We start from the raw sequence: 16,415 nt of genomic DNA, 5'->3' as shown, positions 1-16,415 counted from the left end.
CTGTCCTTTTGATATTCGTCTCAAGTTCCAACTGCAGAGCCTGACATATTCACTCTTGTTCTACCCCACAAACACCGGCTCCGCCTCCAGCGCCACCCCGAAGCGCCCCTCCACATCGGCCACGATCGCCCGCGCGATCCGCTCCACGTCCGCCCCCGTCGCCCCCCCCCCGATTCACCAGCACCAGCGCCTGGCGCTCGAAGCAGCCCACCGGGCCGAGGTCGCGGCCTTTCCAGCCGGCCTGTTCGATCAGCCAGCCGGCGGCGAGCTTTTCACGGCCGTCGGGCTGGGGGTAGTGCGGCATGGTCGGGTATTCGGCCAGCAGGCGGGCGCAGTGGGCGGCGTTGACCACCGGGTTCTTGAAGAAGCTGCCGGCATTGCCGATTTCGGCGGGGTCGGGCAGTTTGCGGCGGCGGATGGCGACGACGGCGTCGGAGATGTCGAGCGGCGTCGGTGCGGTGATGCACGCGGCGGCCAGTTCGCGTTCGACGTCGGCGTAGCGGGTCACGGGCTGCCAGGGTTTCGGCAGGCGAAAGCGCACTGCGGTGACCAGCCAGCAGCCTGGATTGCGCTTGAATACGCTGTCGCGGTAGCCGAAGGCGCAGTTGACCAGGGTGAAGATCTGGCGCTTGCCGGTTTCGAGCTCGATCGCGTCGAGCGAATCGAAGCGGTCGGCGGTTTCGATGCCGTAGGCGCCGACGTTCTGGATCGGCGCCGCGCCGGCGGTGCCGGGAATCAGCGAAAGGTTCTCCAGCCCGGGCCAGCCCTGCTGCAGCGTCCAGCGCACGAAGTCGTGCCACGGCTCGCCGGCGCCCGCCTCGACGATCCAGGCATCGGCATCCTCGCGCACCAGGCGGCGGCCGGCGATTTCCACCTTCAGCACGGTGCCGGCAAAGTCGCCGCGCAGCACCAGGTTGCTGCCGCCGCCGAGCACCAGCCGCGGTTCCAGCGCCCAGCCGGGCGCGGCAATGGCGGCGACAAGCTCGTCCACCGAACTCAGGCGCAGCAGCCGTGCCGCATGCGCGCGCAGGCCGAAGGTGTTGAGTGCGGTGAGGTCGGCCTGCGTCTCGAAACGCGGCGATGCGGCACGCATGTCAGCGTTCCAGGCTCACGCTGTCGCGCTCGGGCGCGGCGGGCGTGTCGGGGATGGGGAACATGCGGTCGTAGGCCATGTTGAACAGCAGCGCGTACACCGTGTAGGTGACGGCGAGGAAGACGTCGGCGATCGCAGCCTCGATCCAGCCCATGCCGGTCCACCAGACGATGATCGGCAGCGTCATGCAGAACAGGCCCAGCTCGAAGCCGACCGCGTGGATGCAGCGCAGGCGGAAGGGCCGGCGGTCGGCGGTGCGGCCGGTGAGCCGGCCCTCGAGCCAGTCGAAGCTGGTGTTGTAGCAGCCGTTCCAGATCGCCGCGATCAGCGCCAGCAGGGCGAGCAGGCCGAGCGATTCGGTGATGGGGACGCCGCTGCCCCAGGCGAAAGGCGGCGTGACGATCAGCAGCCCGCCGACCTCGAACATCGTGATCTGGCGCAGCCGGTCGCCCAGCGAACGAAGTTTGGGTTTTGAAGACACGGTGAAATCCTGCAATGAAGATGCGGCCCCGAGGATAAGACCCAGGGGATTGCCGTCAGCACGGGCCGTCCCGTGGGAAACCGACGGTCGCTGCGTCATTGCGCATGGCGGGCGGGGTCGTCCCCGCGTCGGAACATGGGGCCCGCTGGCGCGGACCAGCGGACCTTTTAGCAAATCCCCCTCACTTCTGGCAAGCGTGGCACGCGGCGGCAGGTTCGGCATCACGCTGCTAAAATATAAGTCATCACTGATTTTCATCCGCACACGGAGAAGGAGCCTGCCATGAAGACCGCCCACGACCTCGTCGCCGCCGCCAAGGCCCGCGTCACCGAAATCACCGTCGATGAAGCCGAAGCCGCGCTCCGCGATGCCGACCTGATCATCGACGTGCGCGAACCCGACGAGTATGCCGCCGGCCACGTCCCTGGTGCAGTGGCGATTCCTCGCGGAGTGCTGGAGTTCCGCCTCAGCGGCACGCCCGAGTTCGATTCGCGCGACCTCGACGTGGTGCTTTACTGCAAGACCAGCGGCCGCGCCGCGCTGGCGGCGTGCGCGATGCAGGACATGGGTTATCGCCGGGTGCGCTCAATCGCCGGCGGCTTCGACGCCTGGGCGGCGGCCGGCAAGCCGGTGGTGCAGCCGAAGCTGCCGTCCTTCGAGTAACAAAGCGCCACATGGGCGAATCCCGTAGCGGGAGCCGTAGCGGGAGCCGTAGCGGGAGCCGTTCCGCAAGACACGCCGGCTAAACTATTTGGCCAAATAATCGTCAAGACGTGCTTGCGCCGGCATCGTGCCGGTTTTCGAGGTTTCGCCCATGCTTCCCACCCTGCTGCCGATCGGCGCCCTGCTCGCCGGCATCGCCCTGCTGCTGCTCGGCTCCGGCCTGCTCAACACCATCGTCGCCCTGCGCGGCGGCCTGGAAGGTTTTTCCGACACCACCCTGGGCCTGCTCGGCTCGACCTACTTCCTCGGTTTCTTCCTCGGCGCCTTCGTCGCGCCGCGCCTGATCCGGCGCATGGGCCACATCCGCGCCTTCGCCTTCTTCGGCGCCGCACTGGCCGCCTGCATGCTGCTGCACGCCCTCGTCGTGGACGCGGCATTCTGGATGGTGCTGCGCGTCATCACCGGCGTGGCGCTGGTGGGTTTCTACACCGTGATCGAAAGCTGGCTCAACGAGCAGACCACCGCCGAGCGGCGCGGCCAGGTGTTCGCGGTATACATGGTGGTGAACCTGCTGGCGCTGGCCGGCGCCCAGCAGCTGCTGCGGCTCGACGGGCCGGGCAACTTCACCCTGTTCGCGGTCGCCGCCATCTTCGCCTGCCTGTCCTTGCTGCCGGTCACCATGACCCGGCTGCCCCAGCCGCAACTCGGCCACGCATCGAAGCTCGACTTGCGCATGGTGTGGCGCGCAGCACCGGCCGCCTTCGTCGGCGCGCTGTCGTCCGGCATCGGCATGGGTGCGTTCTGGAGCCTGGGGCCGATCTACGGCCAGCGCCTCGGCCTCGATCCGGCCGGCATCGCGATGCTGATGAGCAGCGCCATCCTGGGCGGCGCCCTGCTGCAATGGCCGATCGGCCGCCTGTCTGACAGCGGCGACCGCCGCCGCGCGCTCGGCCTGGTCGCCGCCGCAGCCGCCTTCACCGGCGCGGCGATGGCCGCGCTGGGCGACGTCACGGGCAGCGTCGAAACGATCGCGCTGGCGGGTTTCTTCATCTTCGGCGGTACCGCCTTCACCATCTACCCGATCACCGTCGCCCACCTGATCGACCATGTGCGCCAGCAGGACATCCTCGCCGGCAACACCGGCGTGCTGTTCCTGCACGGTGTCGGCGCCGCCATCGGCCCGCTGATCGCCGGTGCGCTGCTCGGCGTCGCCGGCCCTGCCGGCCTGCCGCTGCACTTCGCCATCGCCTTCACCCCGCTGGCCGTCTTCGCCCTGCTGCAGGCCCGGCGCGGCAGCGACGAGATCGTCGATGAGGCCGCGCACTTCTCGCCGATGCTGCGGACCTCGCCCACGGCGCTGGACATGGTGGCGCCGGACGCTGGCGGCCCATCGTCCGGCGAAGCGGCCGGCGCATCCATCCCGGGCGCCAGCGGCACCGCTGCCGAGCCCTTCGACGCCCCCCGGACCGCCCCGGCACCGAACGCCTGAGCAGCCCGTCACGCGGCTCCCGCTCTCCGGCTCGAAGCCGTCGGCCCCTTCACATATACTGTGCGCCGTTTTGCGATGCATCAATGACATCGGCACGACGAGCCGCAAACCCGGTGGCGCCCTGCTGCGGCCCACCACGATCTCTTGACCGGAAGAAAGGAAACCCCCCGGATGAACCGCCCCACCAAGATCGCGGCCGCGCTGGCCGTGATTGCCCTGAGCTACCCCGCTGCCGCATGGTTTACCGGCCAGAAGGTCCAGGCCGTGCTGGATGAACAATACGCAGAACTGCAGTCGCACCCCACGCTGAAGATGACCGAGCGCAGCTACGAGCGCGGCGTGTTCAGCAGCACCGAGAAGATCACCTTCGAGATGGTGATGCCGACTGCCGCGGAAGACGGCACCCTGCAGGCCGGCGAACCGCTGCGCATGCATGCCATCAACCACATCAAGCACGGCCCGCTGCCGGGCTTGTCGACGCTGGCCGCCGCAACGATGGACAGCAGGATCGTGCTGGACGGCACTCCGGACGAGAGCCTCAAGCTGCCGCTGGAGATTCGCACCGTGTTCCAGTTCGACGGCAGCGGCCGCTCCGCAGTCAGCAGCCCGGCACTGGAATTCGGCATGCCCGACAGCAGCGGCAACGAAGTCCGCTTCGGCCTGGGCGAGCTGAAAGCCGACATCGCCTTCAGTGCCGGCCTGCGCAGCTACACCACCAAGGGCACGGCGGACAGCTTTTCGATGGAAGACCCCAGCATGCGCATCACGCTGTCCGGCCTCGTCTTCGACGGCGACCAGCGGCGCCTGTTCGACGACGAGCCCTGGCTGTATGTCGGCAAGCAGCGCGCAACGGTGGCGTCGATGGACGTGAGCGGCAAGGAGGACGGCCAACTCGACGGCATGGCCTTCCAGCTCGAACGCATGAGCTACGACATCGACGCGCCGGCCGAGGGCGACTACGTCAACCTCAAGGCGCTGATGGGCACCGAAGTGCTGCGCATCGGCGATACCGACTACGGCCCCGCCCACTACGATTTCTCGCTCACGCACCTGCACGGACGCACCCTGGTCGCACTGTGGCGCAAGCTGATGGAGATCAGCACCGACCCCGCGGTGCTCGCCGCCCAGGAAGAAGATCCGACGGCCCTGCTCGCTCCGCTGGCGGAGCCGGCCATGGCCTTGCTGGGCTACAGCCCGGCGTTCAGCATCGACCGCATCAGCTTCTCCAGCCCGCACGGCAAGACCGACCTGTCGGCGCAGGTCAGGCTCGACGGCCTGCAGCCCGAGGACACCGCCAATCCGATGATGCTGATCGCCAAGCTGCAGGCGGAGGCCAAGCTGTCGATGCCCCAGGTCCTGCTCCAATCCTTCGCCGGCGGCGAAGCCGAGGACGAAGACGAAGCGGCATTCGCGGCAGCGCAGTTCGAAGCCCAGCTTGGCGCGCTGGAAGCGCAAGGCTATCTGCAGCGCGACGGGAACATCGTCAAGACCCAGGCAGCATTCCGCCAGGGCCAGTTTACCGTCAACGGCAAGCCTTTCAACCCTCTGGCGCTGGGCGGCCAGTAAGGCCCGCAGCAGCGGATGGCATGGCCGCCGGCACAGGCGGGCATGCCATCTCCGCATCCGGCTCCAGATAAGGAAGCAGCTCCGGCGCCATCGATTTCAGGATCTGCACCGGCAGCGCCGAAGTGAAACGGTAGGCGGCGGCGCCAGGGCCGGTGACGTAGGCGGTCAGGGTGCCGAAATGGCGCGGACCGAGATAGAAGACAAAAGTCGCGGTGCGGTTCAGCGCCGTGCCGGCGCGGCCGCCGATGACGATGCGGTTGTCGCCGGTGCCGGTCTTGCCGCCCAGCGTCAGCTCCCTGCCGTCGGCCAGGCGGAAGCTGCCCGCCAGCCGGCGCGCGGTGCCGCTCTCGACCACGTCCGACAATGCGCTGCGCAGCGCTGCCGCCACTTCCGGCGCCATCACCCGCTCGCCTTCCTCCTGGCGCAGGGCAAACGCGGTTTCGTACGGCGTGCCGGCGCCGAAGCCGATGCGGTCGATGCGCTGCATCGGCAGGCGCAGGCCGTCGTTGACGATGATGCCCATCAACTCGGCCAGCGCCGCCGGACGGTCGCCCGAGCTGCCGAGCGCGGTCGCCAGCGAAGGCACGAGATGGCCGAAGGGATAGCCCAGCCGTGCCCAGCGGCGGTGGATCTCGAGAAAGGCTTCCACTTCCAGCATCGTGAAGATGCGCGAATCCTGCGCGTTGCGCGAGCGCGTGCGGAACAGCCAGCGATACACCGCCTGGCGCTCGCCCTCGCTGGCGGCAATCGCCTCGCCCAGGCTCGCCTGCGGATTGCGCATGCGGTAGCCGGCCAGCCACAGCTCCAGCGGATGCAGACGCGCGACATAGCCGCGGTCGGGCAGGTCGAAGGCCTCTGGCGCATAGCGCTCGTAGAGCTGGGCGATGCGCGATTCCGACGGCGTCGCCTCGCCCAGGCGCTGGCCGAGGAAGGCGACGAGCGCTTCAGGCGGCGCATCGGGTTCGAGATAGCGGAACACCGCAGCCAGACGCTCGACACCCGGGCGCAGGCCATCCAGCAGCAAGCTGCGCATTTCATCCGGTTTCAGGCCCTGGTACTTGCGCCAGAAGCGGCGCAGGAAGACCTGGCCCTCGCGGTCGGCGAAGCGCGCCAGGTATTCGGCGCGGCGCGGATCCTCGGCGTCTTCCAGCAGCTGCGCGGTGCTGCCCGGCACCTCGTACATGGTATGGCGCACGATCTCGCGCATCAGGCGCACGAAAGGCAGGTTGATCGACGCCTGCAGCGCCTCGCGCAGCGTCGGCATGCGCGCGTCGTCGCTGCTGTTGAAGTTGCCGAAGCCGTGCAGGCCGCCGCCGGTGAAGAAACCCTCGCCCGGGCTGGCGGAAAAACGCCGCTCCAAAGCCGCATCGAGCATCGCCGGCAGACTGCGGTCGCGCGTGGTGGCGAGGTGGTCGATGGCCCAGCGCGCCAGGTTGTCCTGGCGGGCGACCTCGACCTGGCGCAGCGCCGGCATGTCCAGTTCGGCCAGCCGCCCGTGCAGTTCGGCGACGATTTCCAGATAGGTCGCCAGCACGCGCAGCTTGGCGGTGGAGCCGAGTTCGAGCTTGCTGCCTTCATTGATGTCGAACAGCTGGTCGGAGGTGTCGGTCTGCACCCGCACGCGGTTGCCGCCGGGCGCGCGCTCGGCCAGGGTGAAGCTGTAGCGCACCGCGCCCAGCGTCGCCGGGTTCAGCATCCGGTCGCCGATCAGGCCCTGGCTGCGGGCGAAGTCCGCATCGGCCAGGCGGCCCAGGTAGTCGCCGACCACCTGCTGCAGGCCGCTGTGCAAAGTGGTGCCGACTTCGGCATCGAGCCGGTCCAGGTTGTACAGCGAAATGCCCAGCATGCCCGCCAGCCTGTTGCGCACCGCGGTCGTGCCCTTGCCCGGGCGGCTCGGCAGCACGGCGGGATCGGCCGCCATGTCGCGGAACACCAGCCGCTGCGACAGCGCGGCATCGCGCAGTACCGCATCGATGGTGCCGGCCTCGGCGAGCAGGCGCAGATAGGCGTCGGTGCTGCGCGCCAGTTCGTCGCGGCCGCGTGCCAGATACCATGACGGCCGGCGGTGGGCGATCATCAGCGCCACCACCTGGCGCAGTGCCAGGCCTTGTTCATTCAGTGTATCGCCCTGCCCCGGCGGTGCCGACAGCAGCGCATTGACACGGTCGAAATCGGCGCCGAACCACACCCACAGGCCGTCGCCCAGACCATTGACTTCGCCATGCCCCGGGGCGGCCGACAGCGGCACGGTGTTCAGGTAGTCGAGCACCAGCCGCTGCCGCACCGGCAGGGTCTGTTCGCCCTCGCGGTAGGCGCGCACGCTGGCCGACACCATCTGGCGCAGCTTTTCGCGCGCATCGATGGTGATGCCGTCGGGCGAGTGGCGGTACTTCTCGATCTGCGTCGCCAGCGTGCTGCCGCCGGGAGCGTCGAGGTCTTCCTTGACCATACGCCCCAGTTGCGCCGCCGCCGCGCGGGCAAAGCGTACCCAGTCCACCGCCGGGTTCAGCGTCGGCCGGCTGTCGTCGAGCAGGTCGCGGTTCTCGATGAACAGCAGGGCCTGCGCCACCGCCGCCGGCACGGCGGCGAAGTCGGCATAGCCGCGGTAGGGATAGCGGAAGTCGTACAGCACGCCGGCGCGGCAGTCGAGCACGTCGAGGCCGGCGCGGGTCTTCTCGCGATAGGGCGGAAACAGGCCGCGGTCAACGTAGTCGATGAGTTCCGGGCTGAAGCGGGTCTGCGCCGCCAGTTCGAAACCACGGGCCTGCAGGCGCTCGATGAAATCCGGCAGTTCGGTATAGCCGAGACGCTGGTCGAAGGGGCCATGCGTGGGGTAGCGCCGCGCATCGCTGCTGCCCGCAACGCGCTGGTAGTCGAGCTTCGCCGCGAAACGCGAAATCTCGCGCGCCTGCAGGCGCGAGCTGTGCAGCTCGTGGACGAGCAGCACGGCCCCAGCCACCAGCGTGACCAGCACCAGGATGAACAGCGCGGCACCGAACAGACGCCAGGGACGCAGGCGCCGCCGGACAATGGGAGCAGCAGTTTCTTGTACGGCGGGTGCTTCGGCGTCGGAATTCACATCAGGAGGTACGGTAGGACGAATCGATACTGCATCGCCGCAATTATGCGTTTTTCAACGCAAGAAAATGACACTGTTACAGAAGCGCCACAGTGCCTGACGTGCGGCCTGCCACCTATTACCGGAAACGGAATAAGCAATCCGTTTTTTCTAAGTTCAGGTTATGAAGCCCGAAGGATAGATTTCAGCCATCGCAATCATCGCTACATGGAGAAACCCCGATGGCCTTCAATCCCCTTCGCCCCGTTTGGCCCGCCCGCCGCGGCCTGCTCGCCCTCGCACTCGCCGCCAGCTTCGCCGGCACTGCCCAGGCCCAGACCACGCTGCTCAACGTCTCCTACGACCCGACGCGCGAGCTCTACCAGGAGTTCAACCCCGAGTTCGCCAAGCACTGGAAGGCGCAGACCGGCGAAACCGTCACCATCAAGCAGTCGCACGGCGGCGCCGGCAAGCAGGCGCGCGCGGTGATCGACGGCCTGGAAGCGGACGTCGTCACGCTGGCGCTGGCCTACGACATCGACGCCATCGCCGAGCAGACCGGCAAGATCCCCGCCGACTGGCAGAAGCGCCTGGCGCACAACAGCTCGCCCTATACCTCGACCATCGTCTTCCTGGTGCGCAAGGGCAACCCGAAAGGCATCAAGGACTGGGGCGACCTGGTGAAGCCGGGCATCGAAGTCGTCACCCCCAACCCGAAGACATCGGGCGGCGCGCGCTGGAACTATCTCGCCGCCTGGGCCTACGCGCTGCAGCAGCCGGGCGGCAACGAAGACAGCGCCAAGGAATTCGTCGGCCAGTTGCTGAAGCACGTGCCGGTGCTGGATTCGGGCGCGCGCGGTTCGACCAACACCTTCGTCCAGCGCGGCATCGGCGACGTGCTGCTGGCCTGGGAGAACGAAGCCTTCCTGTCGATCAACGAGCTTGGCCCGGACAAGTTCGAGATCGTCGTGCCCTCGATCTCGGTCCTCGCCGAACCGCCGGTCACCGTGGTCAACGGCGTCGCCGACAAGCGCGGCACCACCAAGGTCGCCCAGGCCTACCTGGAATACCTGTATTCGCCGGTCGGCCAGAAGATCGCCGCCAAGCACTACTACCGTCCGTCCGCACCGGAACATGCCGATCCGGCCGACGTCGCCCGCTTCCCCGAAGTGAAGCTGGTCACCATCGACGACCTCGGCGGCTGGCAGGCGGCGCAGAAGAAGCACTTCGCCGACGGCGGCGTGTTCGACCAGCTCTACGCCAAGTAAACGGGAGATTGACGATGGCAATCCAGGCAATCAACGTCCGCAACCAGTTCCGCGGCCGGGTGAAGGAAATCATCCGCGGCGACGTCGTCAGCGAAGTCAACGTCGAGACGTCTTCGGGCATCGTCACCTCGGTGATCACCACGCGCTCGGTGGACGAGCTGGGGCTGAAGCCCGGCTCCGAAGTCGTCGCGCTGGTGAAGTCCACCGAAGTGTCGATCGCGACGCTCTGAGCCCGCCGTGCGCCACACGATCCTGACCGTGCCCGGCTACCACGGCAGCGGCGCCGGGCACTGGCAGAGCTGGCTCGAAGGCGAGCTGCCGGAAGCACGCCGCGTCGGCGGCATCGACTGGGAAGACCCCTTGCTCGCGCGCTGGGCCGGCGAGGTCCGGCGCGAGATCGACGAAGCGCCCGGCGCGGTGTGGATCGTCGCGCACAGCTTCGGCTGCCTCGCCAGCGTCGTCGCCGCGGCGGACCGGCCGCAGAAAGTGGGCGGGCTGCTGCTGGTGGCGCCCGCCGACCCGGAACGCTTCGACCCGCTCGGCCTGCGCGCCGATGCCGGGCAAGGCCTGAGCCTCGCCGACTACCTGCCGCAGACCGCGTTCGACTGTCCCAGCATCCTGGTTGCCAGCCGCAGCGACCCCTGGCTCAGGATGCCTGCCGCCCGTACCTGGGCTGAGCGCTGGGGCAGCCGACTGATCGACGTCGGCGACGCCGGCCACATCAATACCGACTCCGGCTACGGGCCATGGCCGCAGGCGCTCGAGCTGCTGGCGCAACTGCGCGCGGCGGCCGACACCACGCTCGGCGCGATCTCGTCGCGCAAGCAGGCCCGGCGCGGACGCATGGGTGCACTGGCCCGGCTGCGCCACCAGACCCGGCGCCTGATCAACAGCGAAGCCCGCGTACCGGGCCGGCCATAGCACTCGGTCATGAACCGGCCATCCGGAGGCCGGCTGTCCGGGGCCAGGCCATCCGGCTACCGGAAGCGCCGGTTTCATATTCCCCGCACGGGAATCCATTGGAATTTTTGTTGGTTCGGATGCGGACGGGGCAAGCGTAAGGTTTGCGTATATCGACGCAGGGCAAAACGCCCGAAGACACAGGAGGAAGGAAGATGGCCATCAGCGCAAGCACCGCAACCCCCACCAGTCCCGCCGCCTCGCAGCCGGCTCAGACCGGACCGCTCCACCCCATTCTCGAGCGCGCCCAGGCCCATGCGGCCGACGAAGGCCTGCCTTATGCGGGCGGCGTGACGCCGGCCGAGGCCTGGGAACTTGTGTCGGCCGGCGAAGCCGTACTGGTGGACGTGCGCAGCGGCGAGGAACGCAAGTTCGTCGGCCACGTGCCGGAATCCCTCTTCGCTCCCTGGGCCACCGGCACCTCGCTGACGCGCAATCCGCGCTTCGTCCGCGAGCTGGAAAGCAGGGCAGGCAAGGACGCGGTCGTGCTGCTACTGTGTCGCAGCGGCAAGCGTTCGGCCCTGGCGGCCGAGGCCGCTGCCAAGGCAGGCTTCAAGCATGTGTTCAACATCCGCGAAGGCTTCGAAGGCGATCTGGACGAGCAACAGCGCCGTGGCTCCTTCAACGGCTGGCGGCACGCCGGCCTGCCCTGGGTCCAGGACTAATCACACGGAAACAGGAGTCACATCATGTCGCACTGGTATACAGACAACGCGCAATCCATCGGCAATACGCCGCTGGTGCGCCTGAACCGGATCATCGACGGCGCCCCGGCGACCGTGCTGGCCAAGATCGAGGGCCGCAACCCGGCTTATTCGGTCAAGTGCCGGATCGGCGCGGCGATGGTCGAGGATGCCGAGGAGCGCGGCCTGCTCGGCCCCGGCAAGGAGCTGGTCGAACCCACCAGCGGCAACACCGGCATCGCACTGGCCTTCGTCGCCGCCGCCAAGGGCATTCCGCTGACGCTGACGATGCCCGAGACCATGAGCATCGAGCGGCGCAAGCTGCTGGCCACCTTCGGCGCCAAACTGGTGCTGACCGAAGGCGCCAAGGGCATGCCCGGCGCGATCGCCAAGGCCGAGGAAATCGCCGCTTCCGAGCCGGCCAAGTACGTGCTGCTGCAGCAGTTCAACAATCCGGCCAACCCAGCCATCCATGAAGCCACCACCGGTCCGGAAATCTGGAACGACACCGAGGGCGCGATCGACATCCTGGTCTCGGGCGTCGGCACCGGCGGCACCATCACCGGCGTGTCGCGCTTCATCAAGCAGATCAAGGGCAAGGCGATCCAGACGGTTGCAGTCGAGCCGACCGCCAGCCCGGTGCTGACCCAGGCCCGCAGCGGCGAGCCGCTGAAGCCCGGCCCGCACAAGATCCAGGGCATCGGCGCCGGTTTCGTGCCGAAGGTGCTGGACCTCGAACTGGTCGACAGTGTCGAGCAGGTCAGCAACGAGGACGCGGTCGACTACGCCCGCCGCCTGGCGCGCGAGGAAGGCATCCTGTCCGGCATCTCCAGCGGCGCCGCGGTGGCCGCGGCCGTCCGCCTGGCGAAGCAGCCGAAGAACGCCGGCAAGACCATCGTCGTGATCCTGCCGGATTCGGGCGAACGCTATCTCAGCTCGGTGCTGTTCGAAGGCCTGTTCAACGAAGCGGGGCTGCCGGCGTGAACAACCGTCCCGCGAACCTCATGCCGCTGACGGCGGCAGTGCCTGCTTCGGTGCCTCCCTCGATTCCGTATCTCGATCTGCGGAGCATCGTCGCCGGCCTGCACGAGGCGCGGGACCGCTGGCGCGCGCAACGCAAACGCGGCGGCGAAGGCGGCGCGCGCGAGTTTCCATCGCGCGACGCCCTGCGCAGCATCGCCACCGACCTGTGCGGCGCGCTGTTCCCGATGCGGCTCGGGCCACCGGACCTGCACGTCGAAGGCGAGGATTTCTACGTCGGCCATACCCTGGACCGCGCCCTCAGCGGCCTGCTGACCCAAGTAAGGCTCGAACTGGCCTGCCAGGCACGCCACGACGAAACGCTCGCGCCCCAGGTCGATGAGCGCGCCGCCGGCATCGTGCGCAGCTTCGCCGCCGGCCTGCCGGGGCTGCGTGCGCTGCTCGACACCGACGTGCTCGCCGCCTTCGACGGCGACCCCGCGGCGCGCAGCGTGGATGAAGTGCTGCTGTGCTACCCGGGCGTGCTGGCGGTCATCCACCACCGTCTCGCCCATGCACTGTACGAACTCGGCGTGCCGCTGGTGGCGCGCATCCTGGCCGAGCTGGCGCATTCGGACACCGGCATCGACATCCACCCGGGCGCGCAGATCGGCCCCGGCTTCTTCATCGACCATGGCACCGGCGTGGTCGTCGGCGAGACCGCGGTGATCGGCCAGCGCGTCCGCCTGTACCAGGCCGTCACGCTCGGCGCCCGGCGCTTCGAGGTCGACAGCGACGGCCATCTCGCCAAGGGCGGCGCGCGCCACCCGATCGTCGAGGACGACGTCGTAATCTACGCCGGCGCCACCGTGCTCGGCCGCATCACGATCGGACGCGGTTCGAGCATCGGCGGCAACGTCTGGCTGACGCGCAGCGTGCCGCCGGGCAGCAACGTCACCCAGGCCGGCCTGCACCACGAACGGCTGGAGGAACGGGATGGGGCCGACAGCTAATTTCGGCCCCGTCGTCCGCAGCCTGCGCCGGCGCCAGCGCTGGTCGCAGGAGCGCCTGGCCGAACTGGCGGACCTCGACCGCACCTATATCGGCGAGATCGAGCGCGGCGACGTCACGCCTTCGCTGCTCACCGCGCAGAAGCTCGCGATCGCGCTGCAGACCCCGCTGTCGGCGCTGATCGCGTGTTGCGAGCACGACGCCTCCAGCGCCCTCCACTCCTGAATTTGATGGCGATAGCCGGTTGAGACCGCCCCGCCCGGGGCAGGACACTTGCTGCGTCCCGCTTTTCCATTCCATATGGTTTCTGACAGAAAGGAGTCGACCATGGCAGCAACAGAGAAGGTGCATCACGCGCTCGGCGACACGGCAGCCCGCCAGCTCGCCAACGCCACCAAGACCGTCCCCCAACTCGCCACCATCACGCCGCGCTGGCTGGTGCATTTCCTCGAGTGGCTGCCGGTCGAGGCCGGCATCTACCGCCTGAACAAGGTCAAGAACCCGCAGGACGTGCGCGTGTCGTGCTCGCAGCGCGAGGACGAAGGCGACCTGCCGGAGATCTTCGTCGATTACGAGGACCAGCCGCGCGAATACTTCCTCAACGCCGTCACCACGGTGCTGGACGTCCATACCCGCATCTCCGATCTCTACAGCAGCCCGCACGACCAGATCAAGGAACAGCTGCGCCTGACCATCGAGACGGTCAAGGAGCGCCAGGAGTCCGAACTGATCAGCAACCCGGACTACGGCCTGCTGGCCAACGTCGCCGACGAGCAGCGCATCTCGACGCTGACCGGCGCGCCGACGCCGGACGACCTCGACGACCTGCTGACCCGCGTGTGGAAGGAACCGGCCTTCTTCCTCACCCACCCGCTCGGCATCGCCGCCTTCGGCCGCGAATGCACCCGCCGCGGCGTGCCGCCCCCGACCGTGTCGCTGTTCGGCTCGCAGTTCCTGACCTGGCGCGGCATTCCGCTGGTGCCTTCGGACAAGGTGCCGGTCGAGGACGGCAAGACCAAGATCCTGCTGCTGCGCGTCGGCCAGAAGCGCCAGGGCGTGTCGGGCCTGTTCCAGCCGGGCGTCGCCGGCGAGCAGGGGCCGGGCCTGTCGGTGCGCTTCATGGGCATCAGCCGCAACGCGATCGCCTCCTACCTGATCTCGCTCTACTGCTCGCTGGTGGTTCATTCCGACGACGCGCTGGCCGTGCTCGAAGACGTTGAAGTGGGCAAGTACCATGACTATTCCGCACTCGATACCTACAAGTGAGGGGCTGGCCGCCATCGGCGGTCCACCGCCCGGCTTGCCTGGCGGCCTGCCCGAGGAAGCGCTGCTGAGCCGGCTCGCGGGCGAATTCTTCGCCCTGCTGCCGAGCGGCGCGCCTGACGCGCAACTGCCCTTCGGCCCGCCGCCGCAGCCGCCACAGACCGAGATCGCGCTCGGCAACCGTGCGCCCGCGCTGGCGCCGCTGCCGGGCACGCCCCACGCCGCGCCGGACGAAGCCGTCGATGCCGCGCCGCTCGCAGGCCGGGCGGCCAATCCAGTGCTCGGCGTGCCCGAAGCCCATGCCGCGGCGCTGCCGCCGCTCGCGCCGCCACCGGCGGCGACCGTGCCGGGCGCACCCTCGACGCCCTACTACTTCCTTGGCGAAGCCAGTGCCTGGCCGTCGCAGGCTGATCCCGGCGCTCCGGAGCACATCGGCCCGGGGCGCGCCAGCCCGGCGCCCGGCACCTTGGCACACGCCAATCCGGCGCAAGAGGACCGCATCACCGCGCGCTCCTTCGGCCTGCCGGGCGAGGCGGAGCTGGCACGCCTGCTCGGCGATCTCGACCGCGGACAGCGCAGCCCTTCGCCGGCAAGCAACTCCGGCCCGGGCTTCTACTTCCTCGATCCAGCGGTGGAGCAGCAGGTCCCGGCCGTGCCGGCCGCCCGTGCGCCCTTCGACGTTCATGCGGTGCGCAAGGATTTCCCCATCCTGCAGGAGCGCGTCAATGGCAAGCAACTGATCTGGTTCGACAACGCCGCCACCACGCACAAGCCGCGTGCGGTCATCGACCGGCTGGCGTACTTCTACGAGCACGAGAACTCCAACATCCACCGCGCGGCGCACGAACTGGCCGCGCGCGCGACCGACGCCTACGAAGGCGCGCGCAGCAAGGTGGCGCGCTTCATCGGCGCCGCGTCGCCGGAGGAGATCGTCTTCGTGCGCGGCACCACCGAAGGCATCAACCTGATCGCCAAGACCTGGGGCGTGCAGAACGTCGGCGAAGGCGACGAGATCATCGTCTCCCACCTCGAACACCACGCCAACATCGTGCCCTGGCAGCAGCTCGCCGCGACCAAGGGCGCGAAGCTGCGGGTGATTCCGGTCGATGACAGCGGCCAGGTGAAGCTCGACGAATACGCCAGGCTGCTCAACCCGCGCACCCGCATCGTCTCGGTGACCCAGGTGTCGAACGCGCTCGGCACCGTGGTGCCGGTCAAGCAGATCGTCGCCATGGCGCACGCCGCCGGCGCCAGGGCGCTGGTCGACGGCGCGCAGTCGGTGTCGCACGTGCGGGTCGATGTGCGCGACATCGACGCCGACTTCTTCGTCTTTTCCGGCCACAAGGTGTTCGCGCCGACCGGCATCGGCGCGGTGTATGGCAAGCGCGAAGTGCTCGAGGACATGCCGCCCTGGCAAGGCGGCGGCAACATGATCGCCGACGTCACCTTCGAGAAGACGATCTACCACGGCCCGCCGACCCGCTTCGAAGCCGGCACCGGCAACATCGCCGACGCCGTCGGCCTGGGCGCGGCGATCGACTACGTCGAGCGCATCGGCATCGACAACATCGCCCGCTACGAGCACGACCTGCTGGTGTATGCCACGCACGGCCTGCTCGGCGTGCCCGGCCTGCGGCTGATCGGCACCGCCGCGGACAAGGCCAGCGTGCTGTCCTTCGTGCTGAACGGCTACACCACCGAGGAAGTCGGCCGCGCCCTCAACGAGGAAGGCATCGCGGTGCGCTCCGGCCACCACTGCGCCCAGCCCATCCTGCGCCGCTTCGGCCTCGAAGCGACGGTGCGGCCTTCGCTGGCCTTCTACAACACCTGCGAGGAAGTCGACACCCTGGTCGCGGTGCTGAAGCGGCTGGCGTCGGGCAGGCGGTCGGTGCGCTGAGTTACGCAAGCCGGCAGCGAAAG

14 protein-coding genes and 1 pseudogene are annotated in these 16,415 nt (G+C 68.6%); 12 read left to right on the top strand and 3 right to left on the bottom strand.

What is annotated here, in order from left to right; genetic code table 11:
• Positions 1-60: 60 nt before the first annotated feature.
• Positions 61-1,093 (bottom strand): annotated as a pseudogene (gene murB / locus QM748_RS17700) (UDP-N-acetylmuramate dehydrogenase).
• A 1-nt stretch (position 1,094) separates the two neighbouring features.
• On the bottom strand, positions 1,095-1,574 hold the full coding sequence (locus QM748_RS17695) for a PACE efflux transporter (protein ID WP_415248309.1): 480 nt from the start codon (positions 1,572-1,574) through the stop codon (positions 1,095-1,097).
• A 282-nt stretch (positions 1,575-1,856) separates the two neighbouring features.
• Here QM748_RS17695 and QM748_RS17690 point away from each other — a divergent pair, with 282 nt between their 5' ends.
• From QM748_RS17690 to QM748_RS17680, 3 genes are all read left to right on the top strand, one after another.
• Entirely contained in the window at positions 1,857-2,237 is a 381-nt protein-coding gene (locus QM748_RS17690) for a rhodanese-like domain-containing protein (RefSeq protein ID WP_415248308.1), read from the top strand.
• Between the two features lie 151 nt (positions 2,238-2,388).
• Entirely contained in the window at positions 2,389-3,726 is a 1,338-nt protein-coding gene (locus QM748_RS17685) for an MFS transporter (RefSeq protein ID WP_415248307.1), read from the top strand.
• A gap of 171 nt (positions 3,727-3,897) precedes the next feature.
• Complete coding sequence (locus QM748_RS17680; RefSeq protein WP_415248306.1) at positions 3,898-5,292, top strand: YdgA family protein; 1,395 nt, start codon at positions 3,898-3,900, stop codon at positions 5,290-5,292.
• On the opposite strand, the gene QM748_RS17675 is transcribed toward QM748_RS17680, so the two are convergent.
• The gene (locus QM748_RS17675; RefSeq protein ID WP_415248305.1) at positions 5,264-8,371 is read right to left on the bottom strand and encodes a transglycosylase domain-containing protein; all 3,108 of its coding nucleotides are present in this window, start codon (positions 8,369-8,371) and stop codon (positions 5,264-5,266) included. The two genes, QM748_RS17680 and QM748_RS17675, sit on opposite strands and share 29 nt — an antisense overlap.
• A gap of 221 nt (positions 8,372-8,592) precedes the next feature.
• Between QM748_RS17675 and QM748_RS17670 the strand changes: the two genes are divergently transcribed.
• The 9 genes from QM748_RS17670 (at position 8,593) to QM748_RS17630 (ending at position 16,392) form a co-directional block, all read left to right on the top strand.
• The gene (locus QM748_RS17670; protein ID WP_415248304.1) at positions 8,593-9,618 is read left to right on the top strand and encodes a sulfate ABC transporter substrate-binding protein; all 1,026 of its coding nucleotides are present in this window, start codon (positions 8,593-8,595) and stop codon (positions 9,616-9,618) included.
• Between the two features lie 14 nt (positions 9,619-9,632).
• Positions 9,633-9,848: a TOBE domain-containing protein gene (locus tag QM748_RS17665; RefSeq protein WP_415248303.1), complete on the top strand. Its 216-nt coding sequence runs from the start codon at positions 9,633-9,635 to the stop codon at positions 9,846-9,848.
• A gap of 7 nt (positions 9,849-9,855) precedes the next feature.
• Positions 9,856-10,539, top strand: coding sequence for an RBBP9/YdeN family alpha/beta hydrolase (locus QM748_RS17660; RefSeq protein ID WP_415248302.1), 684 nt, complete (start codon positions 9,856-9,858; stop codon positions 10,537-10,539).
• A gap of 194 nt (positions 10,540-10,733) precedes the next feature.
• Complete coding sequence (locus tag QM748_RS17655) at positions 10,734-11,243, top strand: rhodanese-like domain-containing protein (protein ID WP_415248301.1); 510 nt, start codon at positions 10,734-10,736, stop codon at positions 11,241-11,243.
• 24 nt (positions 11,244-11,267) lie between these two features.
• A complete protein-coding gene (cysK, locus tag QM748_RS17650) occupies positions 11,268-12,245 on the top strand; it encodes a cysteine synthase A (protein ID WP_415248300.1) in 978 nt (325 codons plus the stop codon).
• 20 nt (positions 12,246-12,265) lie between these two features.
• Positions 12,266-13,234, top strand: coding sequence for a serine O-acetyltransferase EpsC (epsC, locus tag QM748_RS17645; RefSeq protein ID WP_415248688.1), 969 nt, complete (start codon positions 12,266-12,268; stop codon positions 13,232-13,234).
• Positions 13,218-13,457 carry a helix-turn-helix domain-containing protein gene (locus QM748_RS17640; protein WP_415248299.1) on the top strand — a complete coding sequence of 80 codons (240 nt, stop codon included), beginning with the start codon at positions 13,218-13,220 and terminating at the stop codon, positions 13,455-13,457. The genes epsC and QM748_RS17640 overlap by 17 nt, the downstream gene beginning before the upstream one ends.
• Positions 13,458-13,559: 102 nt before the next feature.
• A complete protein-coding gene (locus QM748_RS17635) occupies positions 13,560-14,498 on the top strand; it encodes a family 2A encapsulin nanocompartment shell protein (RefSeq protein WP_415248298.1) in 939 nt (312 codons plus the stop codon).
• A complete protein-coding gene (locus QM748_RS17630; protein ID WP_415248297.1) occupies positions 14,467-16,392 on the top strand; it encodes a family 2A encapsulin nanocompartment cargo protein cysteine desulfurase in 1,926 nt (641 codons plus the stop codon). Before QM748_RS17635 ends, QM748_RS17630 begins: the two co-directional genes overlap by 32 nt.
• Positions 16,393-16,415 lie beyond the last annotated feature (23 nt).

Source organism: Thauera sp. (assembly GCF_047601425.1).
GTDB lineage: Bacteria > Pseudomonadota > Gammaproteobacteria > Burkholderiales > Rhodocyclaceae > Thauera.
This window is presented reverse-complemented; position numbering and strand designations above follow the sequence as displayed.

Excerpts from the sequence above, each read along its gene's own strand:
- QM748_RS17635 (WP_415248298.1), top strand. The coding sequence starts at position 13,560 with ATGGCAGCAACAGAGAAGGTGCATCACGCGCTCGGCGACACGGCAGCC.
- epsC (WP_415248688.1), top strand. The coding sequence starts at position 12,266 with ATGCCGCTGACGGCGGCAGTGCCTGCTTCGGTGCCTCCCTCGATTCCG.
- QM748_RS17640 (WP_415248299.1), top strand. The coding sequence starts at position 13,218 with ATGGGGCCGACAGCTAATTTCGGCCCCGTCGTCCGCAGCCTGCGCCGG.
- cysK (WP_415248300.1), top strand. The coding sequence starts at position 11,268 with ATGTCGCACTGGTATACAGACAACGCGCAATCCATCGGCAATACGCCG.
- QM748_RS17685 (WP_415248307.1), top strand. The coding sequence starts at position 2,389 with ATGCTTCCCACCCTGCTGCCGATCGGCGCCCTGCTCGCCGGCATCGCC.
- QM748_RS17670 (WP_415248304.1), top strand. The coding sequence starts at position 8,593 with ATGGCCTTCAATCCCCTTCGCCCCGTTTGGCCCGCCCGCCGCGGCCTG.
- QM748_RS17690 (WP_415248308.1), top strand. The coding sequence starts at position 1,857 with ATGAAGACCGCCCACGACCTCGTCGCCGCCGCCAAGGCCCGCGTCACC.
- QM748_RS17630 (WP_415248297.1), top strand. The coding sequence starts at position 14,467 with ATGACTATTCCGCACTCGATACCTACAAGTGAGGGGCTGGCCGCCATC.
- QM748_RS17680 (WP_415248306.1), top strand. The coding sequence starts at position 3,898 with ATGAACCGCCCCACCAAGATCGCGGCCGCGCTGGCCGTGATTGCCCTG.
- QM748_RS17665 (WP_415248303.1), top strand. The coding sequence starts at position 9,633 with ATGGCAATCCAGGCAATCAACGTCCGCAACCAGTTCCGCGGCCGGGTG.
- QM748_RS17655 (WP_415248301.1), top strand. The coding sequence starts at position 10,734 with ATGGCCATCAGCGCAAGCACCGCAACCCCCACCAGTCCCGCCGCCTCG.